At 62.4% G+C, this 26690-nt stretch carries 26 protein-coding genes, 4 pseudogenes and 1 other annotated feature; of the genes and pseudogenes, 13 read left to right on the top strand and 17 right to left on the bottom strand.

Going from position 1 to position 26690, the window contains the following annotated elements; genetic code table 11:
* Positions 1-78 (top strand) — a sequence feature (AL1L pseudoknot). This feature is flagged as partial in the annotation.
* Both NOF55_RS23470 and NOF55_RS23325 read left to right on the top strand, forming a co-directional pair.
* Positions 1-124 (top strand): annotated as a pseudogene (locus tag NOF55_RS23470) (IS3 family transposase); the annotation flags it as partial. It overlaps the preceding feature by 78 nt.
* Positions 118-794 (top strand): annotated as a pseudogene (locus NOF55_RS23325) (IS5 family transposase); the annotation flags it as partial. The pseudogenes NOF55_RS23470 and NOF55_RS23325, both read left to right, overlap by 7 nt.
* A gap of 795 nt (positions 795-1589) precedes the next feature.
* On the opposite strand, the gene NOF55_RS23320 reads toward NOF55_RS23325, so the two are convergent.
* From NOF55_RS23320 to NOF55_RS23310, 3 genes are all read right to left on the bottom strand, one after another.
* The gene (locus NOF55_RS23320) at positions 1590-1859 is read right to left on the bottom strand and encodes a hypothetical protein (RefSeq protein ID WP_306413533.1); all 270 of its coding nucleotides are present in this window, start codon (positions 1857-1859) and stop codon (positions 1590-1592) included.
* Positions 1860-2270: 411 nt separating this feature from the next.
* The gene (locus NOF55_RS23315; protein ID WP_306413532.1) at positions 2271-2630 is read right to left on the bottom strand and encodes a hypothetical protein; all 360 of its coding nucleotides are present in this window, start codon (positions 2628-2630) and stop codon (positions 2271-2273) included.
* Between the two features lie 168 nt (positions 2631-2798).
* The gene (locus NOF55_RS23310) at positions 2799-3281 is read right to left on the bottom strand and encodes a MarR family winged helix-turn-helix transcriptional regulator (RefSeq protein WP_306413535.1); all 483 of its coding nucleotides are present in this window, start codon (positions 3279-3281) and stop codon (positions 2799-2801) included.
* A gap of 66 nt (positions 3282-3347) precedes the next feature.
* On the opposite strand from NOF55_RS23310, the gene NOF55_RS23305 reads away from it, so the two are divergent.
* The gene (locus NOF55_RS23305; protein WP_306413531.1) at positions 3348-3758 is read left to right on the top strand and encodes a DoxX family protein; all 411 of its coding nucleotides are present in this window, start codon (positions 3348-3350) and stop codon (positions 3756-3758) included.
* A 21-nt stretch (positions 3759-3779) separates the two neighbouring features.
* Positions 3780-4463 (top strand): glutathione S-transferase family protein, encoded by a 684-nt coding sequence (locus NOF55_RS23300; RefSeq protein ID WP_306413530.1) that lies wholly within the window; start codon positions 3780-3782, stop codon positions 4461-4463.
* Positions 4464-5205: 742 nt separating this feature from the next.
* Here NOF55_RS23300 and NOF55_RS23295 read toward each other — a convergent pair.
* The 12 genes from NOF55_RS23295 to NOF55_RS23240 all read right to left on the bottom strand — a co-directional run bounded on the left by NOF55_RS23295 (position 5206) and on the right by NOF55_RS23240 (position 16780).
* A complete protein-coding gene (locus NOF55_RS23295) occupies positions 5206-5532 on the bottom strand; it encodes a hypothetical protein (protein ID WP_306413529.1) in 327 nt (108 codons plus the stop codon).
* Positions 5533-5681: 149 nt separating this feature from the next.
* A complete protein-coding gene (locus tag NOF55_RS23290) occupies positions 5682-6929 on the bottom strand; it encodes an SfnB family sulfur acquisition oxidoreductase (RefSeq protein WP_306413528.1) in 1248 nt (415 codons plus the stop codon).
* Positions 6930-6983: 54 nt separating this feature from the next.
* On the bottom strand, positions 6984-7778 hold the full coding sequence (locus NOF55_RS23285) for an ABC transporter ATP-binding protein (RefSeq protein WP_306413527.1): 795 nt from the start codon (positions 7776-7778) through the stop codon (positions 6984-6986).
* Between the two features lie 60 nt (positions 7779-7838).
* Positions 7839-9173 (bottom strand): ABC transporter substrate-binding protein, encoded by a 1335-nt coding sequence (locus NOF55_RS23280; RefSeq protein ID WP_306413526.1) that lies wholly within the window; start codon positions 9171-9173, stop codon positions 7839-7841.
* 97 nt (positions 9174-9270) lie between these two features.
* Positions 9271-10311 (bottom strand): branched-chain amino acid ABC transporter permease, encoded by a 1041-nt coding sequence (locus NOF55_RS23275; protein WP_306413525.1) that lies wholly within the window; start codon positions 10309-10311, stop codon positions 9271-9273.
* Between the two features lie 3 nt (positions 10312-10314).
* The gene (locus NOF55_RS23270) at positions 10315-11208 is read right to left on the bottom strand and encodes a branched-chain amino acid ABC transporter permease (protein ID WP_306413524.1); all 894 of its coding nucleotides are present in this window, start codon (positions 11206-11208) and stop codon (positions 10315-10317) included.
* Positions 11209-12129, bottom strand: coding sequence for an ABC transporter ATP-binding protein (locus tag NOF55_RS23265; RefSeq protein WP_306413523.1), 921 nt, complete (start codon positions 12127-12129; stop codon positions 11209-11211).
* Positions 12130-12221: 92 nt separating this feature from the next.
* Positions 12222-13322: a dimethylsulfone monooxygenase SfnG gene (sfnG, locus tag NOF55_RS23260; RefSeq protein WP_306413522.1), complete on the bottom strand. Its 1101-nt coding sequence runs from the start codon at positions 13320-13322 to the stop codon at positions 12222-12224.
* A gap of 28 nt (positions 13323-13350) precedes the next feature.
* Positions 13351-13923 carry an FMN reductase gene (msuE, locus tag NOF55_RS23255; RefSeq protein ID WP_306413534.1) on the bottom strand — a complete coding sequence of 191 codons (573 nt, stop codon included), beginning with the start codon at positions 13921-13923 and terminating at the stop codon, positions 13351-13353.
* 1439 nt (positions 13924-15362) lie between these two features.
* Positions 15363-15614, bottom strand: a complete 252-nt coding sequence (locus NOF55_RS23250; protein WP_306413521.1) for a ribonuclease E inhibitor RraB — start codon at positions 15612-15614, stop codon at positions 15363-15365.
* A 164-nt stretch (positions 15615-15778) separates the two neighbouring features.
* Positions 15779-16171 carry a hypothetical protein gene (locus NOF55_RS23245; RefSeq protein WP_306413520.1) on the bottom strand — a complete coding sequence of 131 codons (393 nt, stop codon included), beginning with the start codon at positions 16169-16171 and terminating at the stop codon, positions 15779-15781.
* Positions 16172-16357: 186 nt separating this feature from the next.
* Positions 16358-16780: a LysR substrate-binding domain-containing protein gene (locus tag NOF55_RS23240; RefSeq protein WP_306413519.1), complete on the bottom strand. Its 423-nt coding sequence runs from the start codon at positions 16778-16780 to the stop codon at positions 16358-16360.
* Between the two features lie 452 nt (positions 16781-17232).
* Between NOF55_RS23240 and NOF55_RS23235 the strand changes: the two genes are divergently transcribed.
* The 9 genes from NOF55_RS23235 (at position 17233) to NOF55_RS23195 (ending at position 24321) form a co-directional block, all read left to right on the top strand.
* The gene (locus tag NOF55_RS23235; protein ID WP_306413518.1) at positions 17233-18420 is read left to right on the top strand and encodes a M20 metallopeptidase family protein; all 1188 of its coding nucleotides are present in this window, start codon (positions 17233-17235) and stop codon (positions 18418-18420) included.
* Between the two features lie 32 nt (positions 18421-18452).
* Complete coding sequence (locus NOF55_RS23230; RefSeq protein ID WP_306413517.1) at positions 18453-19310, top strand: transporter substrate-binding domain-containing protein; 858 nt, start codon at positions 18453-18455, stop codon at positions 19308-19310.
* A gap of 7 nt (positions 19311-19317) precedes the next feature.
* Complete coding sequence (locus tag NOF55_RS23225) at positions 19318-20037, top strand: ABC transporter permease (RefSeq protein WP_306413516.1); 720 nt, start codon at positions 19318-19320, stop codon at positions 20035-20037.
* Between the two features lies 1 nt (position 20038).
* Complete coding sequence (locus tag NOF55_RS23220) at positions 20039-20725, top strand: ABC transporter permease (protein ID WP_306413515.1); 687 nt, start codon at positions 20039-20041, stop codon at positions 20723-20725.
* Positions 20722-21498 (top strand): ABC transporter ATP-binding protein, encoded by a 777-nt coding sequence (locus NOF55_RS23215; protein WP_306413514.1) that lies wholly within the window; start codon positions 20722-20724, stop codon positions 21496-21498. Before NOF55_RS23220 ends, NOF55_RS23215 begins: the two co-directional genes overlap by 4 nt.
* A gap of 9 nt (positions 21499-21507) precedes the next feature.
* On the top strand, positions 21508-22200 hold the full coding sequence (locus NOF55_RS23210) for a GntR family transcriptional regulator (RefSeq protein ID WP_306413513.1): 693 nt from the start codon (positions 21508-21510) through the stop codon (positions 22198-22200).
* A complete protein-coding gene (locus NOF55_RS23205) occupies positions 22197-23096 on the top strand; it encodes a homocysteine S-methyltransferase family protein (protein WP_306413512.1) in 900 nt (299 codons plus the stop codon). Before NOF55_RS23210 ends, NOF55_RS23205 begins: the two co-directional genes overlap by 4 nt.
* 233 nt (positions 23097-23329) lie before the next feature.
* A complete protein-coding gene (locus NOF55_RS23200) occupies positions 23330-23608 on the top strand; it encodes a hypothetical protein (RefSeq protein ID WP_306413511.1) in 279 nt (92 codons plus the stop codon).
* Positions 23609-23616: 8 nt separating this feature from the next.
* On the top strand, positions 23617-24321 hold the full coding sequence (locus NOF55_RS23195) for a hypothetical protein (protein ID WP_306413510.1): 705 nt from the start codon (positions 23617-23619) through the stop codon (positions 24319-24321).
* Between the two features lie 265 nt (positions 24322-24586).
* Here NOF55_RS23195 and NOF55_RS23190 read toward each other — a convergent pair.
* Together NOF55_RS23190 and NOF55_RS23185 are read right to left on the bottom strand one after the other, a co-directional pair.
* A pseudogene (locus NOF55_RS23190) lies at positions 24587-25989 on the bottom strand (helix-hairpin-helix domain-containing protein); the annotation flags it as partial.
* A 144-nt stretch (positions 25990-26133) separates the two neighbouring features.
* A pseudogene (locus NOF55_RS23185) lies at positions 26134-26690 on the bottom strand (IS3 family transposase); the annotation flags it as partial.

Raw genomic sequence — 26690 nt, 5'->3', positions numbered from 1 at the left:
AGTGATGGTGTCGTTCATCGACACGCACCGGGTGATGCATGGGGTCGAGCCGATCTGTAGCGTGCTGCCGATCGCCCACTCCACCTATTACAGCCATCTGGCGAAGCGGGCCGATCCGGCGCGGCAGGGCGTGACAATCGGATGTTTGTTGAAGCCGTGTTGTGGATTGTCAGGACGGGTTCGCCCTGGCGCGATTTGCCGGACGTGTTCGGTGATTGGAACAGCGTGTTTCGCCGCTTCAGCCGTTGGAGCCAGAAAGGCGTGTCGTGGCGTCTCTTTGAGGCGATGTCAGATGATGACGACTTCGAATATCTGATCATCCATAGCACGATCATCCGCGCTCACCAGCACGCCTCCGGCGCAAAAAAGGGGCTCAAGATCAGGCCATTGGCCGTTCTCGCGGCGGCCTGAGCACCAAGATCCACATGGCTGTGCGTGGTCTTGGTTGTCCTGTCCGCTTTACCCTGACTGCTGGCCAGAAAGGTGATGCTCCACAAGCCGACGCGCTCGTCAAAGACCTGTCCGCCGAAATTGTCATGGCCGACACCGCTTATGATAGCGACCGGCTGCGTAAGGCGATCGACGCCATGAGCGCACAGGCGGTCATCCCGAACAACCCCTCCCGCGCCAGAAAATATCCACTCGATAAGCACCTCTATGCCCAGCGGCATCTCATCGAGTGCTGCTTTTCCAAACTCAAGCAATTCCGGCGCATAGCCACGCGATACGAGAAAACAGCCCGAAACTATCGAGCCATGATCGCGCTCGCCGCCACCATCCTATGGATCAGATAACTGTCCACACTTCCTAGGATATCAATCCCCGCGCGAGTTCATCAGCTCACAATCTCAAACCTGAGCATGTCCGGTCTTTTGGGGGCAACTCCAGAAGGGGGCGGTTGCCAGGGAAACCGCCTCTCCAAATCATCTATCTCTCAACTCATCAGATCTTTACACTATCGCGCTGACACACGGAAATGTGTGCCACTTGCACCATCAGCATTCATTTTGACGTCGTAAGAGCCCGACTTGGAGCACCCTTGCACAGTCCAAATTTCGTGCGCGTTAGCCAAACGCCCGTCAGCCAACATCTGCTTTGATTCGCTTCTGATAGAGATGGCATCCACGCGTTTGCACCCTGCACCCACTCCATTTAGAAAAAACAAACTGACGTATTTCGTAATGTCGCTCTTCAATGTGCCATCAGCCACCGAATTTCCCGTGTAGGAGATCGATGATGTCGAAGCACAAGCACTTAGCAACAAGCAAGCAGCAATCCCGGCAATCTTTATTCTCATTCCATCTGCCTTTTAACGGGGTGTGTGGTCGCTGACCCACACCCAACATTGACTTCGCACAGCGCCGTTGAAAGCATTTGCTAGGAAAAAATGCAACTTTTGTCGCATCTCACGCGGGAGCTTCGTGAACCAGATAAAGGGCCGCTTTCCTGATGCAGCAGCCCGAAACCTGAGGGTCAGACATCGTGACGATCAAATTTAGTTAACGTAAGCGTTTGATGTATTGTCGCAAAAGTCCCGCAGACCGTCTCAAAACCCTTCGGGCGACACATGATTGAAGTTTTCAGAAGGTCTAGGATTTCTTCGACAGCAGGAAGGCGATCAGCTTCACCTTCTCGACGATCTGCTCACTGTGATGTTCTGTAAGGCGTTCGACCAGCTTGGAGCCCAGCTGTCGCCACTTCATATGGCGTTGATCGTAGTTCGTCTTTGAAAGCAGCCAAGTTTTGTGTGCGCTTGCGCCGGGGCCATTCTGCCAGTTTTCCGGTGCTGCATCCTCGTTCGCCATCAATTCGGCATTGCTCCACTGAAGGTTCGCAAGGACAAGATAAGGATCGACCACCGAATAGGAGCCGGGAACCGCCCAGACGAGGAGGTGTCGGCCGGATCGCCCGAATGGTTCTTGTATGAAGTTGATCGGAAGGCAGATGCTGTCCTACGGAGCGTTGAGATTTTCTGTGACAATTCGATTGCCCGAAACAGCATCTGGATTGAGCAGCGCAGCGGGCAAGTCCGCGAGTCGTTGCTCGATAGGCCGCTTGACGAGGCGTTTGAAAACGCACCTCTGGAGGCGATCACACCGCAGGAATTCGAGAAGTATTGGGAGCGGGGGATAGATACGCCATTCTGGTTTCCCTCTGCTCCCGGATCGTCGGGGAACTCCTCCATACCGTCTCAAGATCCATTGGGCGACACATAATCGGAGTTTTCAGACAGTCTGCTAGGATTTGCGCGACGACAATTCCGGGAACGATCATTTTCCTTGATCTGCATCCCATTCGCTATAGTCACCATTCCATTCGGCATTATCTCGGCGCTGTCCCGTGAGCGCCCAATGTTCCAATGAGGGGTAGATTGTAGTTTCCGGCCAGTGCGGAGCGTGCTCTTGTGCCTGTTTCCAAGTCAGGTGAACCCTCGCCACCCTTCCATCTTCGAGCCTGAAAAGGGCATCATCGCAATCGTATCGACGTGCAATCAGCTTAACGTCTAAGCCATACAACGCATGGGTGGGAGCCACCTCTGTTCGAAGTTCTCTCTCCCAGGCCTGGCGAAAGCTTTGACTTTCTGTTGTCATTTCATCACCGACTGGTTCCCACGGCTCTAACCAATTCATATAATTATCCCTCGCCCAAGCCATCAAGCGCGACCCCAAAATTTAGGGAGACTGTCTAAAAACTCTGGTTACATCGTTGCGATGTAGAAGATTATACCTCCTGCGCCGTTTTCAACTCTCACGACCCGTTCCTGAACCCTTAGCCCAGCGGGAGTTTTTAGACGATCTCTAGGAGTTGTGCGACAGAATGGCCAGCAACTCGGCTAGGTCGTCAGCCTGCGCATCATCGAGCTTGTCGCCTAGATGACGTTGCAGCGCCCCGGCATAGACGTTCCACATGCGCGCCTGCATGGCCCGCCCGGCATCGGTGATGATGGCCCAACGGCCCCGGCCGTCGTCCGCGAACACCTCGCGCTGAACGAGGCCGGCCTTGTCCATTCGGTCGAGAAGCCGAGATAGGTTGTGCTGCGCCAGGAGCGTGCGGTCCTCTATCTCGTAGGGCCGCAACCGGCCGCCCTCGGCCCGCGACAGCTCTAGCAGCACGTCATACCAACCAAGGGGCGGAAGCTCGGCCGCCTTCAAGTCCTGCTCGATCGCGCCAAGCACGAGCTGCTGCGCGCGCATGAGCCGAACCCATGCCCGTGTGACGGCTGGGGAGGGCTGTGCGCCTTTGGTTTCTGAGCAATCGGCCATATATGCAATTACATTCATGTTGACCGACAAGGCAAGCCTCAATATAGATGCAAGTGCATTTATGATCAACGGAGACCCTTTCCCATGACCCAGGAGCGGCTAACGGACTACGGGGTGACGCTGCTGCGCGTCAGCCTCGGCGCGATGTATCTCGCCCATTCCATCGTGCTCAAGCTGTTCACCTTCGGCCTTGCCGGCACGGCGGGCTATTTCGAGTCCATCGGCCTGCCCGGCTGGCTGGCCTATGTCACCTTCGCCGCCGAAGCCGTGGGCGGCGCAATGCTGGCGCTCGGTATTTATGCCCGTTGGGTGGCCGTGGCGCTGATCCCGGCGCTTCTCGGCGCGATCATCTGGGCGCACGGCGGCAACGGATGGGTGTTCAATGCACCGGACGGCGGTTGGGAATATCCACTCTACCTCATCGTCCTGTCGGTCGCCCAATTCCTGTTTGGCGACGGCCGCTATGCGCTCCGCCCCTCCCCCGCCCTTCGCTAATGCGCACAAGGAGATTTCATCATGTCCGACGCCAGGCTGACCCTCATCAGCCATCACCTTTGCCCCTATGTGCAGCGGGCGGCGATCGCACTGAGCGAAAAGGGCGTGCCGTTCGAGCGCCGCTATGTCGATCTGGCCGCAAAGCCCGACTGGTTCCTCCCCATTTCCCCGCTCAGTAAGGTGCCGCTGCTGATCGTCAGGCAGGACGATGGCACGGAAGCCGTGTTGTTCGAGAGCGCCGTCATCTGCGAATATCTTGAAGAAACGCAGTCCGGCACGGCCCTTCATCCCGCCGATCCGCTGACGCGGGCGCGGCATCGGGGCTGGATCGAGTTCGGCTCCTCCATTCTCTCCGACCTGTGGGGGTTCGAGACGGCCAAAGATGCCGAGACTTATGAGTCCAAGCGCAAAGCCCTTATCGACAAGTTCGGCCGCGTCGAGGCCGAGCTGGGCGACGGGCCATTCTTCGCCGGCAAGGCGTTCAGCCTGGTCGATGCGGTCTTTGCGCCGATCTTCTGTTATTTCGATGTGTTCGGCACCATCGCACCGACAGACGTCTTCGACGGATTGCCCCGCGTGACAACATGGCGAAACGCGCTGGCCGCCCGCCAGAGCGTGCGCGAGGCCGTCACCGACGACTATGGCGACAGGCTCAAGGTATTTCTCAAGAACCATGACGCATGGTTGCTGAAACTGGCGGCATAGCGCCTGTGCCGTGCGCCTGAAGCTTGGGCCTCGTAGGCTTCAGGAGCTCCGCGACAACGAGTATTCAGGTCAGCAGGTTTTCACCCATGAAGTCTACGAAGACGCGGAGTTTGGAGGTCGGCAGCGGTCGCCGCTGATCTTCAAGATAAATCGGGTTGCGGTAATCGGCAGCAATTTCGCACCTTAGAGGACAATAGGCGGTGTTTGTCGGGCCGAAGCCGATGAAACGGAGAACTACGTCTACGCCATAGCCCTCCAAAATTAAGGCACGAACGAGTGGCTACAACGGGTTGGAGCCCCTGCACGTCCGCTTTTCAGGCTTCAAAGTTGTGAAATGCAGTCCGTCTGCTTTTGGCGCACACGCACTGATTCAGGACTTTGAACCAGCGCCGGGTTGCGATGCGTGAGCGGACGACGCGGGGGAGGTGTTGCAGGCCGTTTGGGCGGAGCCCATGGGAGCCGCCGGACGTTCACCATAGGCTGTGGCGCCGAATGGTCTTTGTCAGCCTGTAGGGGCGGTTCGTTCCAAGGCGGTATTGACGGCGTCGGCCAGGGATGAAGCCTCATCCTCGTCCACCGGCCCGAACAACCCGGCACCATAACGAATCATAAAGCGGCTGGAAATGACTGGGGCATGGGAGACATGCCCGGATGGATAGGTGGGGGAGCCGGTCAGCCGTTGTTTCCACGCCTGTGCTTGTTGTCCTTGTTGGCGGAGGAGATGTTTTGTACGCCGCAAGGGTCATGGGAAAAATCGGATATGGATGCCGTCCGCATCGATGCGCAAGCGGCGGGGCAGCACGGTAGAAAGTTCGAACGCTGCGACGATCAGGAACACCAGCACCACTGGAGGAAATAGGAGTAATCCAACGATATCCTCGGGCGCGCCCTCGTACGTGAGGGACCTCTGGATGAGGACGGCCAGAATTGCCAGCAGGAAAGCGGCACCCAGACCCATTCCCACGGCCAGCCCCAGGGCCCGCGAGGCTATTCGGCCGGGCCCTCGGCGGTTTTGCTGCACGATCTCGACCGAATCCTGTTTCTCGACGAAATCTATGATGGGGTTCACCTCGTTTCGTATTCCGTTTCGATGATGAGACGTCCTCCATCGTCCCTGTCTTGGTTAGAGGAACGTGCCGGAAGCATACTGAGCGGTGGTAATATCTCCAGCAAGCAGGGGCGGCACAGGCACCGCGCCGACCCTGCGAAGAAAGTCGCTCAGCTCCAGGCATGAAGAGGCGGCTTTTCGCCGTTTAGGAAATAGTTGCCGAGGATCGCATATTTCCAGCGCACCGGATCGTGCAGCGTATGCGTGCGGGCGTTGCGCCAGTGCCGGTCGAGATTGTGCTCGGAAAGCGTCGAGCGCGTTCCCGACAACTCGAACAGCTTGTTGGTCGCGGCGATCGCCACCTCGGTCGACAGCACCTTGGCTTGCGCGGTCACGATCTGCGCCTCGGCCACCGTGTCGGCGTTGGGATCGGCGACGGCGCGGTCGATGGCGAGGCCCGCCTTTTCGAGGATCGCCTGCGCTGCGTGCAGCCTCAGCGTCAGATCGCCCACGGCCTGGATCGTGTAGGGGTCCTGCCAGGCGTGCTCCTGCCCGCTGTCGACCCAAGCGCGGCTCTTCGTCCGCACGAAGTCGATCGTCTCATCGATGGCCGCCTTGGCGATGCCCGCATCGACCGCCACCTGGATGATCTGGAAGATCGCCCCGTCTGCCGTCGGCACCTCGTAGCCCTTGTAGCCGGGCACCAGATGGGTCTTCGGCACCTTGACGTTTTCGAGGATCACCGTGCCCGAAAGCGTGGTGCGCTGGCCGAAGCTCGTCCAGTCGTCGATGACCGTCAGGCCCGGCGCATCGCGCTCGGCGATGGCGTACCAGGCCCGGCCTTCCTGGTCGAGCGCGACGATCGGCACCAGATGGGCGAGCAGCGCGCCGGAGGAATAGAACTTGCGGCCGTTGACGACGACATGATCGCCATGGTCGGTGAAGGTCGTCTCGAAATCGGCGGCGCGCTTCGAGCCGAATTCGGAGAAGGCATTGCCGAAGCGTACACCCTTCAGCACCTCGCCGAAGAGCAGCTTCTGCTGCGCTTCGTCGGAGACGGTGCGGATGGCGGCGACGACGCCGAGATGGTTCTGGGCGATCTGGCCGATGGAGGAATCGGCCGCCGAAATGATCTCGATCACCCGCGACAGCGTTGCGTAGGAGACCTCCGGTCCGCCGAACGCCTTCGGCACGTTGATCGACCACAACCCGCTTTGCGAGAAGGCGTCGAGCTCCTTGACCGGCCAGATGCGCTCGCGGTCGCGCTCCGACGCGCCCTTGACGAAATCGGCGGCGAGCCGCTCGGCCACCGCGATGGCCTCGGCGTCGCTCGCGATGATGTGGGCCGGCGTATCGGGCCGGGCGACGGCGGGAACCGCGGCGCCCGCCGTGGCGGTCTGTCTCTGGTGCAGGGTCATTGTCGTCTCTCCTTGGATGGAACGATGGGCCTTGGATGAAATTACGGCTTCGGATCACACGCCGAGGCCGAGGGATTGGCTTTCGGTGACGGATGGCTTCACCGCCGCCTTGCCGAGGTAGAAGCTGCGGATGTCGTCGCGCGCGCGCAGGGCCGCGGCCGTCCCGGACAGCACCGAGACGCCGTTCTCGATCACGATCGCCCGGTCGGCGTTGCGCAGCGCCACCGCCGAGTTCTGCTCGGCCACGAGAATGGAGAGGTCCGCCGTGCGGTTCAGTTCGCGCAGGGCCCCGAAGATGTCCTGCACGACCAGCGGCGCCAGCCCCATCGAGGGCTCGTCCAGCACCAGCAGGCGCGGCCGCGACATCAGCGCCCGGCCGATGGCCGTCATCTGCTGCTCGCCGCCGGAGGCAAGCCCCGCCAGCGTGCGCCGCTTTTCCTTGAGCCGCGGAAAGAAGGTATAGACCCGGTCGAGGTCCTGGTCGGTCTCCCTGCTTGTGGAACCGCGCCCGAGCGCGCCGGTGAGAAGATTTTCCTCCACCGTCAGATTGCGGAAGCAATGGCGGCCCTCGAGCACCTGGACGAGGCCGGCGCGCACGAGGTCGCCCGGACGCCACGCCAGCACGTCGCGGCCGTCGAAGACGATCTCGCCGGCCGTCACCTGCCCGCGCTCGGCCGGCAGGAGGTTGGACACCGCCTTGAGCGTCGTCGTCTTGCCGGCGCCGTTGGCCCCGAGCAGGGCGACGATCTCGCCGCGCCCGACGGTGAAGCTCACGCCGGAGAGCGCCGTGATCGCCCCGCTGTAGCGCGCGCGGATATCGCTCACCCGCAAGAGAATGTCGTCGCTCATGGCATCGTCTCCGGTTCGAAGGCGGGCGGGCAGCCGCACGGGCGGCTGCCCTTCCCCTCGTCAGTTGGTCGCGGTGGCGGCGTCTTCCGCCGTGCGCAGCTTGATGCCCTTTTCGGCCGCATAGGCCTCGGAGGACGCCTCGATGATCGGACGCAGCAGCGCCCAGTCCGGCGCGATCCAGTCGGAGACGACGTTCCACTTCTGGCCGTCCCACTGCTGGAAGGTCACGTAGCCGTTGCCCTCGTGATTGTCCCAGGTGACGTGGATCGAGTGGAAGAGATCCTTGGCGCCGAGCGCCTCGACGCGGGCCTGGTCGAGTTGCAGATTCTCGAAGCCCCAACGGACCTCGTCGCCCGTCAGCGTGCGCTTGCCGAACTTCTCCTGGGCGATGCGTACCGCCTCGACGTTGAGGATGCCGTTGACGATGCCGAGATTGTGGTAGACCGAACCGATGCGGTTCTTGTCCTCCAGATTGCCCTTGCCCTGGTCGTAGAGCGTCGAGACGATCTCCTTGACGACCGGATATTCCGCGCCCGAGGCCTGCGTGGTGATCGCCGTGTAGCCCTTGGCGGCCTCGCCCGCCGGGATGACGTCCTCTTCCGAGTTGGACCAGACGTTGCCGATGATCCGGTCGACCGGGAAGCCGACCTTGACGGCGGTCCTCAGCGCCACCGGGTTCATCACGCCCCAGCCGCGCAGGACGACATAGTCCGGCTTGGCGCGGCGGATGTTCAGCCATTGCGACTGCTGCTCGTTGCCGGGATGCGGCACCTCGATCTGGCTGACCTCGAAGCCGTACTTCTCCGCCAGCAGGTCATAGATCGGGATCGTCTCCTTGCCGTAGGGCGAGCCGTGGTAGAGGACCGCGATCTTCTTGCCTTTCAGGCTTTCCAGCCCGCCTTCCTTGGCGGCGATGTAGTTCACGATGCCCGAGGTCTCGCTGTAGGGATTGAGAAGCAGCGGGAAGACATAGGGGAAGACGCGGCCGTCGGTGGAATCGGCGCGGCCGTGGTTGACCGTGATCAGCGGCACCTTGTCCTGCGTGACGCGGTCGATCATCGCATAGGCGATGCCGACGGAGAGCGGGTTCCAGGCGGCGATGCCCGGCGCGCTCTTCAGCCGCTCATAGGCCTCGACGCCGCGCTCGACCTCGTATTGCGTCTCGGCTTCCGCCCAGGTGAGCTTGACGCCGTTGATGCCGCTGTCGCGGGTGTTGATCAGGTTCAGGTAGTCGATGAACCCGCCGAAGAAGCCGGTGCCGCCGGCGGCATAGGGGCCGACGCGATAGCTTTGCAGCGGGAAATGCTGTTCGTCGGCGGCGGAAGCGGGCAGCGCCACCGTGAAACCGAGCGCGGCGGCGAGCGCCGTATTTCTGATCCTTGCAAGAAGTGTCATTAGGCATGCTCCATCATTTTGCCGGAGAATCCTCCGGTCAGCGGGTTGAATGGGGTATCGAGGCTTCGGACTTCGGCCCTTGCGGCCGCACGTCAGGTCACGAGGGCGCAAGCCATGTCGTGAGCCGTTTTCGTATCCGCGTCAGGAGGGCGGCGAGCCCGTCCGGCTCGAGGATCAGAAACAGGATGATCAGGCTGCCCACGACAATGCGCTGGCTCATTTCGAGCACGCCGGAATCGAAGACGTCGCCGAGCAGGAAGGCGCCGAGCCTGGACAGGACCAGCGGAAAGACCACGATCAGCGCCGCCCCGAAGAAGGCGCCGCGGATGGTGGCGAGCCCGCCGATGATGATGATGAACAGGATCTGGAACGAGCGGTCGAGGTTGAAGCCCGCCGGCTCCACCGTGCGCAGATAGGCGAAGGCCCAGAGCACGCCCGCCACCGCGATGATGAAGGACGAGACCGCGAATGCCAGCAGCTTGGTCCTCAGCACCGGCACGCCGATGATTCTCGCCGCCATCTCGTTGTCGCGCACGGCGATGAAGTTGCGTCCGGTGGCCGAGCGCACCAGCCTGAGCGAGAGATAGGTGAGGACGATGACCACGGTGAGCGCGAAGAGATAGCGCCCGACGCCGCCGCTGAACGGGATGCCGGCAACGACCAGCGGCGGCGCGTCGATGACGCCAGAGGCGCTGTTGTTGGAGAACCAGCTGAACTTCGTCAGCACCCACTGCACGAAGAACTGCGCGGCAAGCGTCGACACGGCGAGATAGAAGCCCTTGAGCCGCAGGCTCGGCAGGCCGAAGACGATGCCGAGCGCCGCGGCCGAAAGGCCGGCCAGCACGATGCTGGCGACAAGCGGCAGGCCCTCGACCCTGAGGTTGAAATTATAGGCCGCATAGGCCCCGACGGCCATGAAGGCGGCGCTGCCCAGCGAGACCTGCCCGGCATAGCCCGTCAGGATGTTGAGCCCGACGCCCGCAAGACCGAGCGCCAGGAACGGCAGGAGGATCGCCTCGAACAGATAGCTCGTGCCGATAAAGGGGATCACCAGATAGGCGACCGCGAGCACGCCCGCCGGCAAAAGCCATTGCGGCAACGGTCTGGCCACGACAGATTGGGAAACGACGGCCGCCATGGCTCAGACCCTTTCCACGAGCTTCTGGCCGAAGAGGCCGGAGGGCCGCACGAGCAGGAAGGCGAGGGCCGCGACATAGGCGAACCAGCTCTCGATGCCGCCGCCGAAATAATCGCCGATATAGACCTCGGCGAGTTTCTCCAGCGCACCGATCAGCAGGCCGCCGACGATGGCGCCCAGAATGGAATCGAAGCCGCCGAGCACCAGCACCGGCAGCGCCTTGAGCACGACCAGCGACAGCGAGAACTGCACGCCGAGCCGCGCGCCCCACAAGAGCCCCGCCACCAGCGCGACGAGGCCGGCCGTCGCCCAGACCGTCGCCCAGATGCGCGGCAGGCGAAGCCCGACGGCAAGGGCCGCGAACTGGTCGTCGGCGACGGCGCGGAAGGCGAGCCCGACGCGGGTATAGCGGAAGAACACCGACAGCAGCGCCACCATGCCGGCCGCGACGGCGGCGGCGAAAAGATCGAACTGGCTGATGAAGACGCCGGCGATGTCGAAGGGAACGTCGTTGATGCCGAGGTCGAGGCCATGGACCTGCGTGCCCCAGAGAAGCTGCGCTGCCCCCTCGATGACGTAGGAGAGGCCGAGTGTGGCCATGAACAGCGTGATCGGCGGCTTGTTGACGAGCGGGCGCAGCACCGCGCGCTCGATCGCCACGCCGAGCGCCACCATGATCGCGAAGGTGACGGCAAGGGCGAGCGCGAAGGGCACGCCGCGCTCGACGAGGCTGACGAAGGTGAGCGCCGAAAACAGGAGCATCGCCCCTTGCGCGAAGTTCAGCACGCCGGAGGTCTTGTAGATCAGCACGAAACCGATCGCCACCAGCGAATACATGACCCCGGACAGAAGACCGCCGACGAGCACCTCGGTAAAGAAGAGGTAATCGAAATCCATTCAAATGCCCTCGCCGTCTTCGTTTTCGTGCGCGACGCCGAGATAGGCGTCGATCACGGCTTGATCCTCAAGGATCTGCGAGGGGGTGCCGTCGGCGATCTTCCGTCCGTAGTCAAGCACAGCGACGCGGTCGGAAAGATCCATGACAACGCCGATATCGTGCTCGATAAGGATGATTGTGGTGCCGAACTCGGCGCGCACGGCCCGCACGAAATCGGCCATTTCGTTCTTCTCCGTCGCCGTCATGCCGGCCATGGGTTCGTCGAGAAGCAGAATGCGCGGCGTGGCGGCGAGCGCGCGCGCCAGTTCGACGCGCTTCTGCAAGCCGTAGGGCAGCGTTCCGGTGAGGCGGTCGCGCACCTCCGTCAGATGCAGGAAGGACAGCACGCGCTCGGCGCGCTCGCGCGCCGCCTGCTCCTGCCGCCGCGCCGAAGGCGTCGCGAGCAGTTGCCCGATGAAGGTGGAGGTATTGGCATGCTCGCGCGCCGTCATGACGTTTTCGAGAACCGTCAGCCCCTTGAACAGGCCGAGATTCTGGAAAGTCCGCGCAACGCCGAGGCGCGCGAGCTTCTGGGTCGGCACATGCGCGAACGAGGCCGCGCCAATGCGGATACGGCCGCTGTCCGGCCTGTAAACCCCGCTGATGATGTTGATCAGCGAACTCTTGCCCGCGCCGTTCGGCCCGATGATCGCGCGCGTCTCGCCCTGCCGGACATCGAGATCGATATTGCTCAGCGCCGTGACGCCGCCGAAGGACAGGCTGACACCCTCGATCGATAACACCGTCGCAGCTTTCGCCAGACTTGCCTCGCTATGCGAGGCATCCGAACGTCCCGCTTCGGCGGTATTTTGCGCCTGAAGCAACTCAGCTCCGTAAAAACCGGCACCCGGCGATCCGAAAGCAAATCTAAGGACCGACATGTCTTCCCCTCTCCCGGCGCGGATCTTTCGTCCCCCCCGGCATGACCGCAGGCGCGAAGGCGAGCCGATGCCCGCCTTCCTCCATGGATGATCTATTCCGCCGCGACCGCGGTCGCGGCTTCGGCCTCTTCGATCTCGCGCACCAGTGGAATGACGTGCTTGCCGAAATACTCGACCTCTTCCTGGAAATGCAGGAAGCCGAGCAGGATGAGGTCGGCACCCGCACGCTTCAGCGCGACGACGCGCTCGGCGACCTGCTTCGGCGTGCCAATGAGGTTCGAGCGGAAGCCGTCATTGTACTGCACCAAGTCCTCGAAGGAGGATTTCGCCCAGTTGCCCTCGCCTTCCGGCGAGGCCTTGCCGGCATTCTTAACCTCGTGGCCAAAGGCGTTGACGGCCTCGGGATTGGCCTTCTCGATGATTTCCGCCAGAACGGCCTTCGCCTCTTCCTCGGTCTCCCGCACGATCGCGAAGGCGTTGACGCCGACCCGGACGGTGTGTTCGTTCACCTTCGCCTTGGCGCGGATGTCGTTCACCTGCTTGGCGATCTCCTCCGGTGTATTGCCGTTGGTGAAGTACCAGTCGGAGACGCGGGCCGCCATGTCGCGCGCGGCGCGCGACGATCCGCCCTGGAAGATTTCCGGCTGCGGATCGATGGGCTTGGGCTTGAGCGAATAATCGTTGAAACGGTAGAAGTCGCCCCGGAAGGTGAAGTTGTCTTCCGTCCAGATGCCCCGCAGCGCCCGGATGAATTCCTCCGAGCGGCGGTAGCGCTCGTCATGATCGAGCCAGTGCTCGCCGATGGCGGCGAACTCGCCCCGGAACCAGCCGCTGACGACGTTGACGGCGACGCGGCCGTTCGTCAGATGGTTGATGGTGGCGATCTGCTTGGCGGCGAGCGCCGGGTTCCAGGGGCCCGGCAGGATCGCCGCGATCACCTTAAGCGTCGTCGTCGATTCCAGTAGCGCATGGCTGAAGGACACCGATTCGTGCTGGAACTCCGCCCCGTATCCGGCGGTGAAGCGGATCTGGCTCAACGCATAGTCGAAGCCGTTCGCCTCGGCGATCTGCGCGAGCTTGCGGTTGTAGTCGATGGTCCAGCCCGTGCGCTGCTCGATGTTGGAGATGACCAGGCCGCCCGACACGTTGGGTACCCAGTAGGCGAATTTGACCGGCTCTCTTGAAGCTGACATGTGAAGACGTCTCCCTTTTTCGGTGTGTTCAGGCATTCGCCGCCAGGAGAGGCGGGCGGTCGCCAATGGCATCGGCAGCGACGTCACGTGCGGACGCGGGCAACCCCAGTTCGGATACGGCGCGATCAATGCGCTCCAGGACCGCGGGGCTTGCGACCTCGTAGCCGGCAAAATCCTCCTCGACGGCATAGATCGCGGTCGACAGCGTCAACGCTCCGAAGAAGCCGAAGAGCGGGCGGAACTGATGTTCGATCATCAGCGCATGGCGCACGCTGCCGCCGGTCGCCGCAAGGATGACGCGCTTTCCCGAAAGCGCGTGGTAGTCGACCAGATCGAAAAGATGCTTCAACGCGCCGGTATAGGAAGCGCGATAAACCGGCGAGCCGACCACGAGGACATCGGCCGCCTCGACCCGGTCGATGATCGCCTTGCCCTCGCCGTCGAGCTGATCTGCCCTCAAGGCTTGGAACAGGACGGGGGCGGCATCAACGAGTTCGCCCGAAGTGCCCGGATGCTCCCGTACCCGTGACAGCACCGCCGCCACGAGAGACGCGGTGCGCGAAGGGCGCTTGACGTTGCCGGACAGACCGAGGACACGCAGTGCAGTCATTCAGGGCTCCTTAATTGATATATAACCTATAGTTTTACTTTAAAATAAAAGAAGGAATTTCCTTCCATTTTTGACAGTCGTAAAAACAAGGCGTTGCTCAGATGGAGCCGAATCCAAAACAAAGGCTTTGCGCCGGATCACCCGCAGTCGCTCCCGGTCTTTAGTTGATCAAGGGAGTAGTGACCCGGTGTTCTCGACTTGATCCGAAATAAGCTGGCCGGGAGGGTCGCCTTGCCAGATCATGCGTCTTGCAGCTGGCCCTTATCGCGCACAATCTGGTGTGCCCGCTTACTGACGTGCCCCATCGTCGTGCTCGGAGGCAAGCGCGAACAGCCACTGGTCAAGCAGCTGCACGTCCACCGCTTGACGCCGGGCTTGCCCTAGGGATTCTGGCCGCTCTCGTCCGATCCCAAGTGATATCCGCAGCGGGGTGACACGGTCGTCGTCAAATACGTTCCGACCTATCCTCGAAGCATGATTGTCCTTCATGGAGAAGAAGCACGAAATGATCGCGCGTCTGGGCACGCTTCTGGTCCAGTGCTCCGACCTCGTTACTACCGAACCAAGGCGACTTTTCGAGCGCTGGAACGACCAACTTCCCCTTCGTCTCGTTCGTCCGCCCATCAATCTTCCGACATTTCCCCGTTGTGCAGGCCCGGCATGCTCGGCATGACACTGACTCCGCCCATCTGTGGAAGGGTTTTGAGTCGGTCTTCCTGCCGGGCACGTTTGGCGAGTTGCTGGCGTAGCGGCTATCGGTCGGTCAATCTGGCGCCAACTGGCAGTCCGGGCCGACCCACTTGTTAATCGAGGTGTCGAGTTCGGAGTCCATTTTGGAGGCACTACATACTGGATACCGATCATCGCCTTGCCGCTGCATGCTCAGGTCTCTATACTGCCGCACCAGCGCAAAGTGATTCGGGGGCGCTTGATCTTTCTGCTTCATGGAAAGCTGCATCATGCAGTTGGCAAAGGCATCAGTGCCTTCCTGGAAGCCAAACCCGGCGCATTGGTGCTTGTTTTCTGAGTGCTGCCCCGCATTTCCTTGGTCAGTTGCTCAACCTAACAAAGCCGCCACAACGGTCAGGAACGGTACAAACGTAAAAGCGCGCATTCGTCTTTCCCTCGTTGATCTCGACTTTCTTTGATGATCGCCTAAACTGCTTTGGCAATCTGAAGTTCCCGATGACAACTTGGGAGCGTCCGCTGACGGGTAAGCATTGTGTCCTCGCTTACGGCTGCGACAAGGTCGCGAGCTGAAAGGCAGGATTGGGGTGGAGAGCGGAACGGCGGCTTTCGGAGAGCCCCATCGAAAGCGGACCGTCAAGTGGACGGTGGCTGTGGCAAACTCTGGCCTAAACCGGTCATCAGGTATCGAGGAAGCCTCAACCGTCCGCGTAACCTTGATGGAGTTGAGCAAGCGCACTAAGCTAGGCTTCAGATTCCGTGATCGCACCTGCTGATGGGAGCATAACCTTCGAAGCGGTGACGTCCCAAGTGCCTTTTGGTGAGTGACTTTGACCGACAGCGATCTTAAAGCCCTCAGCCTCGGCGGCGAAGCGATTTGCGGATGCAAAGTCGGGGAAGAGATGTGAGAAATCAATAAGTCTGACGTAGCTGAGGTCTTTTCCCTTGGCCACAAACTGCATTAAAATTGTGGAGTTTTCGCCAAGAAGCGACATTAGAAGGTTCCTCAAAGGAGGGATGCTGCCGCGCAAAAAGACCTGACTTCGGCCGATTTTTCAATGGCTCCTTTTGTTGCGGGGCGAAATTCGGCCTGCGGCCCTCTGCGGTCATTCGCCACTGCATACTTTCCCAGCAGTCCGCGCCCTGGTCGTTTATCGAGCTATACATTCAAGTTCGGCCGCAGCAGACTCGTGATGTCGTCAACATTGGCCGGCGTTACGGCCCATCTTGCACTGTTCTCGTACTCGAAATCCGCGTTTACTTTCCGCGTATGACGATTGGCTTGAAAGGGCATTTTGATAAAGCCCTTGTCATTGCTAGGCCTTAGCCATTCCCAATATGCGCGAACAGCATCTTCTATGTCGTCGATATCGGGAGCAATCGCGTTGGGGTCGCCAGCGGTGGTATAAGCGTATCCGTAAGTTCCGCTAACGTAACCCTGATCATCGACCTCAACGACTACAGAAAACTCTTCCCATTCGATCGACTCAGCATTCAGAGATCGGGCGACACCTTCGGCGATAGCCTGCATGAAGTTCAAGTTATCCGACATTCAGCTCACCCCTCGCGCTGTCATATACCAAATTGTAGGGAGCTGGTCCACCAAGGCAATGTCCGCTTCTGGCGCGATACAGCGTCGTTTCGTCGTGGCGAGAACGATTGGGATCGCCGAAGAAGGCCGCTGCCATCCCGAAAGGGATCGCGTTTCGAGAATCGACGCCGACGCTTGGCCACGCCTTCACACGGCCCTGCTTGCTCGAAGCGTCTCCTTGAACAGCTCAAAGGCCGTCGTGCCTCTCCGGTCGGGGTAATAGAGGTGGTAGCCGGCGAACGGCTCGCACCACGGCTCCAGCAGGCGGGTGAGACGGCCATCGGCAATCGGCGCCGCCACCAGATCCTCCAGGATGTAGAGGATGCCGAACCCCTCGAGGGCGGCGGCCACCAGCAGGTCGCCGTCGTTGAGCATCGGTCCGCGGCCTGGCGTGACCGTCACCGCACGGCTGTCGCGCTTGAACGACCAGGAAGACAGGTCGCCGTGCGCGTTGCGGTAGGCGACACAACGATGCGCCGTGAGATCGGCAGGCTCCATCGGCGTCGTATGGTCGCTCAGATAGCCGGGAGCGGCCACCACCGCGACGCGAAGCGGAGGCCCGACCGCCACGCGAGCATGTCCTTCTCCGATCGCTCGCCGAGCCAGATGCCAGTATCGTAGCGGCCCGCCATGACGTCGGTCATCCCGTGAAGGACGGAAGTGTTGGCGTCGAACATGTGACGAACAATCAATGGACGGCTCTTGCCGGTGACAGCCATGGCTCGGCCATCAATTCCGTTCCTGCCGGGTCGGCCGATCCGACGAGGCCGTGACGCTACACGAAAACAGGGGCGACTGTCTGGAGCCGACGGTTGCTTCATTCTATCTCTAACTTGGCCGATGACCAACATCGTATCGATCTATACGCGTCGGATTCAAAGATACCCGCTCATGGCGAGAGCGCATTTCTGCGACCAGTGAAAATTTATTCTACCTGAGCCGACAACGGTCGATTGTCGATCCTTGACAATGAAAGGTCGCGGGATCATTCAGGTTGCACCATTCCAGAGGTGTAAAAATTGATGTCAGACCGCCATAACGACCCCGGGTCCCGGATCGAGGAGCTCGTTCGCAGGATCGAGTTCCGGCTGATCGCAATTCGCCGCGACATCCACGCCCATCCCGAAACCGGCTTCGATACGGTCCGCACGGCCGGTCTCGTCGCGGCGGAGCTGGCTGCGCTCGGTCTCGATGTGCGGACGGGCATCGGCCGAACCGGCGTCGTGGCGGAGATCACGGGCGGATTTCCCGGACCCTGCGTGATCGTGCGGGCCGATATGGACGCCTTGCCGATCGAGGAGCGGACCGGTCTGCCCTACGCTTCCACCATTGCCGGAAAGATGCATGCCTGCGGGCATGACCTTCACACCGCTTCGCTTCTCGGCGCGGCCCATGCGCTGGTCGAACTGGCCCCCGATCTGCGCGGCTCGGTCCGCCTTGTCTTCCAGCCCGCCGAGGAAACGCAGGAGAGCGGCGCGGCGGCCATGATTGCGGACGGAGCGGCCGAAGGCGCCGACATGGCGATAACCTTTCACAACCGTCCCGAGCTGCCGGCGGGGCAGGTGCTCCTGAACCGGGGCGCGAGCACCGCGTCGAGCGACGAGTTCAGGGTGGTGGTGCGCGGCAGGTCGGGCCATGCGGCACGGCCTCATGCCGCCATCGATCCGATCGTCGCCAGCGCCCACATGATCGCCCAGCTCCAGACCGTGATTTCGCGCGAGATCGATCCCGCGCAGTCCGCCGTTCTGACCATCGGCCATATCTGCGGCGGCGCAACCCAGAACATCATCCCCGACAGTTGCATGTTCGAGGGCACGGTGCGCTGCCGCTCGCCGCAGGTGCGCGATCTGGCCGAGGCCGCGCTGCGCCGTATCTGCGAAGGAACGGCGCAGGCGCTCAACGCCGGAGTGGAGATCGACTATGTACGCGGCGCACCACCCTTGATGAACGACGACGCGCTGGTCGACCGTGCCGTCTCCGTGCTGGGCTGCCAGTTCGGCTCGGCCCCGCATGTCGAGCAGGGATCGAGCTTCGGGGCCGAGGACTTTTCCTATTTCTCGGAACTGATGCCTTCGGTCCAGATTTTCATCGGCTCCGGCCAGCCCGGCCGCGACGACCGCGTGCACAATTCGGATTACCAGCCCGACGAAGCCTGCATCGGACAAAGCGCCATCGCGCTCACGCGCATGGCAGTAGACCTTCTTTCCTGATCCTCAACCCGTATACCAAGGACGATTTCCGTATGACCATTACCCGCAGCACCTTTCTTCGCCTGTGCCTCGCCGCAATTGCCGGGTTTGCCGTCACGCCCTCCGCCGTTCTGGCGCAGGGCCGCAAGAAATATGTCTTCGCCACGGAAGGCGCCTTTCCGCCCTTCAACATGACGCGTCCGAACGGCGAGCTTTACGGCTTCGAGCTGGACATGCTGGCCGAGATCGCCAGACGTGCGGATTTCGATTACGAGGTGATCGCCCAGGCGTGGGACGGCATGATCCAGGGTCTTATCGACGGCAAATATAATGGCGTGATCGACTCGGTTTCCGTGACCGAGAAGCGTCTCGAAGTGGTCGACTTCTCCCTGCCCTACACCACCGGCGGCTCAACCTTTGCCATACTGAAGGAAAGTGGCATCGAGTTGCCCGGCACCGGCACGTTCGTCGATCTCGACGACACGGCGGCCACCGACGCCGCCATTGCCGCCATCGCCGAGGTGCTGAAGGACAAGACCGTGGGCGTCCATATCTCGACCATTCAGCACGACTTCCTCAACCAGTATCTGGCCGACAAGGGTGTGACCGTCCGCCCCTATCAGACCGGTCCCGAGGTCTATCAGGACCTGACAAACGGGCGGCTCGATGCCGGCATGGCTTCCGTCACCAACATCTCCGCCTTCCTGGAAAAGAATGTCGATACCGCCGCGGCCACCGGGCCGTCCTTCACGGGCGGCGTGATGGGGCGCGGTGCGGCGATCGTCGTCCAGAAAGGCGACGAGGAACTGGCCGGCATTCTCAGCAGGGCGCTGAAGGAAATGTCGGACGACGGCACGCTGGCCGAACTGTCGAACAAATGGTTCGGCATGATCGTGACGCCGACGCTCTGAGGCGGGGTTGTCCGGCGACATCGCACTTCTCGGCTTTGGGCCGAACGGATGGGGGCTGGCGCTCGCGCGCGCCGGCCTCATGACGCTTTACGTCTCGGCCGCGGCGTTCCTGTGCGGTGTCGCGCTCGGCACGCTCGTCGCCTGGGCGCGAGTGGCGGGCAACTGGCCGCTGCGCACGCTGGCCGAAATCTACGTCACAATCTTTCGCGGCGTGCCGGACATTCTGGTCATCTATCTGTTCTATTTCGGCGGACGCCAGGTCGTCACGGTCATCGGCACCGCGCTCGGCCTGCCGGGGCCGTTCGACATCAGCGGCTTCGTGGCGGGGATGCTGGCGATCGGGCTGATCTCGGCGGCCAGCCAGTCGGAAGTCCTGCGCGGGGCCTATCAGGCCGTGCCGAAGGGCACGATCGAGGCGGGTCGTGTCTCGGGCATGACGCAGTTCATCCTTTTTCGCCGCATCATCGCGCCGCAGGCCATGGTGACGGCCATTCCCGGCATGGGCAACCAGTGGCAGTCGGTGGTCAAGGAATCCGCCCTCGTTTCCGTCACCGGTCTGGTCGAGACGATGCGCCAGGTTTCGGTCGCCGCGGGGACCACGCAGGAGCATTTCCTGTTCTATGCGGCAGGGGCGGGCGTCTACCTCGTCATAACCACGCTCTCAGATCAGGTCTTCCGCCTCGCGGAAAAGCGCAGCCTGCGCGGCCACGAGCAAGGCGGGATCTGAGATGGATTTCGACTTTCTCTCCGGCATGTTCGTCCAGTTGCTCAAGGGCCTGCCGCTGACGCTGAACCTCGGCATCCTGGCGCTCCTGGGTGGCTTTAGCCTGGCGCTGACGCTGAACCTGATGCGTGCCACGAGGATCGGCAATGCGCTCGCCTCGGGCTATGTCTTCGTGTTTCGCGGCACGCCGCTGCTAATCCAGATCTTCATGATCTATTACGGGCTGGCGGGCTTCGGCTTCATCCGCCAGAGTTTCCTGTGGCCTTTCCTGCGCGAGCCTTACTGGTGCGGGCTTCTGGCGCTGATCCTGAACGACGCCGCCTATACGTCCGAGATCCTGCGCGGGGGGCTGCGCGCCGTTCCCAAAGGCGTCGTCGAGGCGGGGCGCGTCTCAGGCATGACGCGGTTTGCGATCCTGCGCCGCATCACCCTGCCCATCGCCATCCGTCAGGCGCTGCCCGCTTATTCCAACGAGGTGATCTCGATCCTGAAATCGACGGCGCTGGTCTCGACCATCACGCTGATGGAGGTGACGGGCATCGCCCGCGCCGCCGTTTCGGAAACCTGGCGGGCGGTCGAGATTTTCCTCTGCGCGGCAGCGATCTATCTTGCCCTGTCGCTGCTGGTCACACGGCTTTCGGCCTGGGTCGAGCGCCGCCTTTCGCCCTGGCAGTTCGGAGTGACGCCATGAACCTCCCTTCCACCGCGCTTTCCATCGCGGGCCTGCATAAGAGCTTCGGCAGCAACCAGGTGCTGCGCGGCATCGACCTTTCCGCGAGCGACGGCGATATCATTTCGCTGATCGGGGCCAGCGGCTCGGGCAAGAGCACGCTCCTGCGCTGCATTCCCTTGCTGGAAGTCCCCGATGCCGGAACGGTGACGGTGAGCGAGGACAGCCTTTCGCCCGAAGGCGGCAGGCTCACGCGCGGCCAGGAAACCGTGGCGCGGCGGATGCGCGGCCACCTTGGCTTTGTCTTTCAGAATTTTAATCTCTGGCCGCACCGCACCGTGTTGCAGAACGTCATCGAGGCGCCGCTTTTCGTCCAGAAACGCCCCCGCGCAGAAGCCGAGGACGAGGCCTTGGCGCTGCTGGAAAAGGTCGGGCTCGCCGAGAAGCGTAACGCCTGGCCCGCGCATCTTTCGGGCGGCCAGCAGCAGCGCGTCGCAATTGCGCGCGCGCTTGCCCAGCGGCCGCGCGCCATTCTGTTCGACGAGCCGACCTCCGCGCTCGATCCCGAGTTGGTGGGCGAGGTCCTGAAGGTGATCCGCGCGCTGGCCGACGAAGGGCGCACGATGCTCATCGTCACCCATGAAATGGGTTTCGCTCGCGAGGTGTCGTCGCGGGTGGTGTTTCTGCATCAAGGGGTGATAGAGGAGGCAGGAACGCCGGAGCAGGTGTTCGGCAATCCTTCGTCGGAACGCTGCCGCGCGTTTCTCAGCGGCCATTTCGACCGCAACCGCTAGAGGACCGTGATGCGTGAACCCATCCAGCGCAAGAGCCTTCAGGATCAGGCCACCGAGTGGTTGCGCGAGGCGATCGTGCGGGGCGATTTCGCGCCGGGCGAGGTGCTGACCGAGCTGATGCTCACCGACCGCATCGGCCTTGGCCGCAGCACGGTGCGCTCGGCGCTCTTTGCGATGGAAGCGCAGGAACTGGTGACGCGTACGCCCTATTCGAGCTGGCACGTCGCCGTGCTCGACGCCCGGGTGATCTGGGAAATTTACACGCTGCGCGCGGCCTTCGAGGGGCTTGGCGCGCGCATACTGGCCGAGCGGCGCGCAGAGTTCGGCACCGGTCTGATCGAGACGGCCTTCGCCGCACTCGCCGCCGCCAACGACGCCGGTACGGATGCGCGGGTGGCGGCCGATCTCGGCTTCCATGCGAGTTTCATCGAGCAGACCGGGCACCAGCATCTCATCCGCCGCCACGGACTTCTGGCTGACAAGGTGGAATGGCTCTACCGCTGGTCCGAGGCGCATTGGCCCTGTCGCCAGCCGCTCGTCAGCGACCATCAGCGCCTGTTCGACATGCTGATGACGGGAACCCCCGACGCGGCGGAACAGGCCGTGCGCGACCATATCGCGGAATCCATCGAACTCGACGTTGCGGGTTTTCACGAACTTGAGGCACGCGGCGCGGCGACGCTGCAACAGGAGCAGGCATGAACGACATCACCATCCTCGACGGCGGCATGGGCCGCGAGCTTGAACGCATCGGCGCGCCCTTCCGCCAGCCGGAATGGTCCGCGCTGGCGCTGATGGAAGCGCCCGATCTCGTCCGTCGCGTCCATGAAGACTATGTGCGTGCAGGCGCCAGGGTCATCACCACCAATTCCTACGCGCTGGTGCCCTTTCATATCGGGGACGAACGGTTTCTCGCGCGCGGTGCGGAATTGACGGCGCTTGCGGGGCGTCTGGCGCGCGAGGCCGCCGATACCGGCAACGGCGTCAGGGTGGCGGGATCTCTGCCGCCGGTGTTCGGCTCCTATCAGCCGGAACTGTTCCGGGCCGACGTCGCGCAGGACTATCTGTCGGTTCTCGTGCGGGGTCTTGCGCCGTATGTCGATCTATGGCTTGCCGAGACCCAGAGCAGCCTTGAGGAGGCGCGTGCGGCGCTCGCGGCGGTCAGCGGCAGCGACAAGCCGGTCTGGTTGTCCTTCACGCTCAGGGATGATGTCGCGCCGCAGGATATGCCCGAACCGCAACTGCGCTCGGAAGAGAGCGTGGCCGATGCCGCCCGCCTCGCGCGGGACGCGGGCGCGCAAGCGCTGCTTTTCAACTGCTCCATGCCCGAGGTGATGGGCGCGGCCCTCGAGGCCGCGCGTGCCGCGGCTCCCGCCCTGCCGCTCGGCGTCTATGCGAACGCCTTCGGCTCGCAGGACGAGGACGGTGCGGCGAACGAGGTGATCTCGGACATCCGCGCCGATCTCGACCCGAAATCCTACTGCGGCTGGGCCGATGGCTGGGCTGCCAGGGGCGCCTCGATCATCGGCGGCTGCTGCGGCATCGGCACCGAGCATATCCACCATCTGGCCGGGCATATGGGGGGCGGCAAACGTTGAGGATGCGCGGCTGAAGTGTAGGTGGAGAAGCCCTGCAAGCAACCGAGCGCCTGAATCTTCTATCCTCTTTGGCGCCGGCCCGGTGCATGGGCACTGACGATGACAGCGAGGCGAGGTGATCGGGGAGGCTCGCGAACATACCTGCCTTGGGGAGCAGGCGTCGGGTGTCATGGGGGTGGCCGAGTATCGTCGCCCCGAACAAAGCGCCGCAAGAGAAAGAGGAGGGATTTGCGATGCATGGATCAATCATCATCACCTGTGCGCTGAACGCGATGCCGGCCGCTTTCCAAGACATTTTTGTCCGGCCGGTGACCACGGCAGATCCTGGTTATCTGTTTCCCGATGATCAGTATCAGCGGAATCGCGAAACGTCCGGCAGAACGGAATCCGGAGCAGGTGGACGGGCGACGGAGACAAAGCTGGATGCGGCGGCGCAGGCAAGGGGGCAGAAAGCCTTCCAACCGGGGCATGCGGAAGCAGGGCGCATAAAACAGCGGGCGGGACGGGATTGATCCTTCTCATGCAAGCCGTGCTGTCGATGATGCTGGGTTTCCTCAGCTGGTCCTTCTGGCTGACGACGCTTATCGCGATTGCGATGATCTATGTCGGTGCGCATCTTCTGCGGCGCCGTGGACATGCTGGAGGCTGGGCCTTGGCGGTCGCGCTGATTGCCGTGCCTGTTCTGGCAACAGCAATGCCGTTCGCGAACCAGGCTTACTTGATGTCATTTGGTTCCCAGCGGCCGGCGACAATCGAGAAGCTTACCACATTTACCGAGTTCAACCTTGGACGCAGAACCAGGTCAACGCAGAACGAGCGGCTCGACTTGCTGGTGACAGATGATAGCGGCCAGGTCTGGAGGACGTCGTTAAATCGCCGGGCAGGAATGCTTGGACCTTATGCTCTTCCGGAACTGAGGCTTGCTAGCGGTGACGACGTGGTCGTCGCCATGATCGATGGCGTGCCTTCCAACGTCACGATCGTTACGGATGCATCGCCGGCACGGTGGCAGGCCCGGCTTCGCCAGATCGACGCCGCATGGGAAATCAATCCACCGCAGTCGGACTGGGTTTCTCACAACGTTCATCGCAGGATGATCGAGGACTTTCTGGCTGAACATCGCGACGACATCGGCTCCGATTCCGTCGCGCGCCTGGAGGCTCGGCTGGATGATCTCACCGAGAAGCCGCCCGAAGGTCTGTCTCCGGTGCTACACGATCCGTAAGCCTTGGTGCAGGGGACGATCTTATGGCTCGCGGGATGGGGCGTGGAAAAAGCCGGCAAAGACAAATTGCTCCTGGTTCAGCGTACTCGCAAATTGGCCCGCCGAGGCCGACATACCCCGCGCCCTTCCAACACTTTCCAGGAGCGGTGCGCAATCCCGGGCTTTTTCCGATCGTTAGCATTCTGGGTCGTCCGGACAATTGCAGACAGTCGGCCACTCACCCCTTAGCAGACGAGACTCACACTCTTCATACGATGCCTATAATTTACCGGAAATCCCGCGTCTTCACCTTGATCGTGTCGATATGCATGTCGCGCACACGCATGTCGCGCGTGCGCAATCCGCGCGGATCGGGCGTGGGCGATCCGTGATGAAATTCGTCGCCACGACCGTGCGGCAGCGGGAACGGCGCATCGCGGTTCCCGACGCTGGCCAGCTCCCGCGACCGGTCGGCGATCCGATGAGCGACGAGATGCACGACCTCCCCCTCGCGCTGGATGCGCCCCTGCACGGCGATCATGCCGGACGAAAGCGCGATCCGGCGATGCTGCTCGAACACCTTCTTCCAGACCACCAGGTTGGCGATGCCGCTCTCGTCTTCCAGCGTGATGAACATGACGCCCTTGGCAGAACCGGGGCGCTGGCGGACCAGCACAATGCCGGCCGCCTCCAGCCACTTCCCGTCGCGTTCAGCCATCGCCTCCGCGCAGGTAACGATGCGTCGCCGTGCCAGATCGACGCGCAGGAACGAGACCGGGTGGCTGCGCAGCGACAGGCCGACATGGTCGTAGTCCTCGACCACCTCGCGTCCGGCGGTCATCGGACGCAGCGCCACGCTCGGCTCGTTGACCTCGGATACCGTCTCGCCCTCGCATTGGGATGCAGCGGCGAACAGCGGCAACTCCTCGTCGCGCAGGCCATTGATCGCCCATAGTGCTTCACGGCGGGCAAGGCCGAAGGCTGGTAGGAAGCCATCGGCTTCGGCGATGCAGGTCAGGGCGGCGACCGGAACGCCGGCGCGCCGCCACAGATCGTCCACCGACGCGAACGGGTGATCGGCACGCGCGGCGACAATGCTGGCGGCAGGGCGTTGGCGAGCCCCTTGGCCATGCGCAGGCCGAGACGGACGGCCATGCGGCCGTCATCGGTGTCGAGCGCCTCCAGCGCGCAATCCCATCGTGAGGGGTTGATGCAGAGGGGCCGGATCTCGACGCCATGTTCCAGCGCATCGCGCACGATCTGGGCGGGGGCATAAAAGCCCATCGGCTGGCTGTTCAGCAACGCGGCACAGAACACGTCCGGATGCCAGCATTTGAGCCAGGCCGACGCATAGGCCACCAGCGCGAAGGACGCAGCGTGGCTTTCCGGAAAACCGTAGCTGCCGAAGCCTTCGAGCTGCTTGAAGGTGCGCTCCGCGAAATCCCGTTCGTACCCCCTGGCGATCATGCCGGCGATCAGCTTGTCGCGGAACTTGCTGACGCCGCCGGTGAACTTGAACGTCGCCATCGACTTGCGCAGCATGTCGGCCTCGCCGGGCGTGAAGCCGGCGCACTCGATCGCCACGCGCATGGCTTGTTCCTGAAACAGCGGCACGCCGAGCGTCTTGCCCAGGACCTTCTCCAGTTCGGGCGTCGGATAGTCGACGTCTTCCAGCCTCTCGCGCCGACGTTGCAGTGTCGGGGCCGACCTCTCCAAGGCCATTGTCAACCACCACGCGGTCCGTGGCCGCCTATTGAGCAAGGCGGCTCAGGTCTTTCCACCGTCCGTGCGGGCTGGAGCTTTCGACCTCAAAGCAACTCAGAACTGGGTCTGAACCAGCCCCATCCCCTTGGCGGGCTGCCGATCATGCACGGCCTGCTCCAGGGCATCGAGAACGAACCCCGCGTGAGCCGAGGTGCTGACACGCCATCCGACGATCTTGCGGGCATAGGCGTCGATCACGAAGGCGACGTAAGCAAATCCCTTCCAAGTGGCGACATAGGTGAAGTCGCTGACCCCGAGCATGTTCGGCGCAGGCACCCGGAACTGGCGGTTCACCTTGTCCAGCGGCCGCGGGGCTGAGCGGTCTGGGATCGTCGTCCTGTGCGGCTTGCCACGGATGATGCCCTGAATACCCAGCCCCCTCATCAGCCTCGCCACCGAGCAACGGGCGACATCGAAGCCTTCGCGGCGCAGTTGCCGCCAGATCTTGCGCACGCCATAGACCCGATAATTCTCTTCAAAAACCCGCAGGATCTTGGGGCGCAGCGCATCGTCACGGCGCGCCCTGTCGGACTGCCGCGCCGGATCGGCCCGCTTCGCCAGATGGCTGTAATAGGTGGAGTGGGCGATCGGCAGCACGCTACAGATCGGCTCGACCCCATGCATCA

The sequence above is a fragment of the Ectorhizobium quercum genome (assembly GCF_026552795.1).
Lineage (GTDB): Bacteria > Pseudomonadota > Alphaproteobacteria > Rhizobiales > Rhizobiaceae > Ectorhizobium > Ectorhizobium quercum.
Note: the sequence above shows the minus strand (reverse complement) of the source record. Positions and strands in the feature narration are given on the sequence as shown.

Excerpts from the sequence above, each read along its gene's own strand:
- NOF55_RS23220 (WP_306413515.1), top strand. The coding sequence starts at position 20,039 with ATGGATTTCGACTTTCTCTCCGGCATGTTCGTCCAGTTGCTCAAGGGC.
- NOF55_RS23230 (WP_306413517.1), top strand. The coding sequence starts at position 18,453 with ATGACCATTACCCGCAGCACCTTTCTTCGCCTGTGCCTCGCCGCAATT.
- NOF55_RS23200 (WP_306413511.1), top strand. The coding sequence starts at position 23,330 with ATGCATGGATCAATCATCATCACCTGTGCGCTGAACGCGATGCCGGCC.
- NOF55_RS23250 (WP_306413521.1), bottom strand. The coding sequence starts at position 15,614 with ATGTCGCTTCTTGGCGAAAACTCCACAATTTTAATGCAGTTTGTGGCC.
- NOF55_RS23195 (WP_306413510.1), top strand. The coding sequence starts at position 23,617 with ATGCAAGCCGTGCTGTCGATGATGCTGGGTTTCCTCAGCTGGTCCTTC.
- NOF55_RS23205 (WP_306413512.1), top strand. The coding sequence starts at position 22,197 with ATGAACGACATCACCATCCTCGACGGCGGCATGGGCCGCGAGCTTGAA.
- NOF55_RS23290 (WP_306413528.1), bottom strand. The coding sequence starts at position 6,929 with ATGACCCTGCACCAGAGACAGACCGCCACGGCGGGCGCCGCGGTTCCC.
- NOF55_RS23210 (WP_306413513.1), top strand. The coding sequence starts at position 21,508 with ATGCGTGAACCCATCCAGCGCAAGAGCCTTCAGGATCAGGCCACCGAG.
- NOF55_RS23270 (WP_306413524.1), bottom strand. The coding sequence starts at position 11,208 with ATGGATTTCGATTACCTCTTCTTTACCGAGGTGCTCGTCGGCGGTCTT.
- NOF55_RS23280 (WP_306413526.1), bottom strand. The coding sequence starts at position 9,173 with ATGACACTTCTTGCAAGGATCAGAAATACGGCGCTCGCCGCCGCGCTC.
- NOF55_RS23215 (WP_306413514.1), top strand. The coding sequence starts at position 20,722 with ATGAACCTCCCTTCCACCGCGCTTTCCATCGCGGGCCTGCATAAGAGC.
- NOF55_RS23285 (WP_306413527.1), bottom strand. The coding sequence starts at position 7,778 with ATGAGCGACGACATTCTCTTGCGGGTGAGCGATATCCGCGCGCGCTAC.
- NOF55_RS23315 (WP_306413532.1), bottom strand. The coding sequence starts at position 2,630 with ATGAATTGGTTAGAGCCGTGGGAACCAGTCGGTGATGAAATGACAACA.
- sfnG (WP_306413522.1), bottom strand. The coding sequence starts at position 13,322 with ATGTCAGCTTCAAGAGAGCCGGTCAAATTCGCCTACTGGGTACCCAAC.
- NOF55_RS23300 (WP_306413530.1), top strand. The coding sequence starts at position 3,780 with ATGTCCGACGCCAGGCTGACCCTCATCAGCCATCACCTTTGCCCCTAT.
- NOF55_RS23245 (WP_306413520.1), bottom strand. The coding sequence starts at position 16,171 with ATGTCGGATAACTTGAACTTCATGCAGGCTATCGCCGAAGGTGTCGCC.
- NOF55_RS23265 (WP_306413523.1), bottom strand. The coding sequence starts at position 12,129 with ATGTCGGTCCTTAGATTTGCTTTCGGATCGCCGGGTGCCGGTTTTTAC.
- NOF55_RS23310 (WP_306413535.1), bottom strand. The coding sequence starts at position 3,281 with ATGAATGTAATTGCATATATGGCCGATTGCTCAGAAACCAAAGGCGCA.
- NOF55_RS23235 (WP_306413518.1), top strand. The coding sequence starts at position 17,233 with ATGTCAGACCGCCATAACGACCCCGGGTCCCGGATCGAGGAGCTCGTT.
- NOF55_RS23275 (WP_306413525.1), bottom strand. The coding sequence starts at position 10,311 with ATGGCGGCCGTCGTTTCCCAATCTGTCGTGGCCAGACCGTTGCCGCAA.
- NOF55_RS23305 (WP_306413531.1), top strand. The coding sequence starts at position 3,348 with ATGACCCAGGAGCGGCTAACGGACTACGGGGTGACGCTGCTGCGCGTC.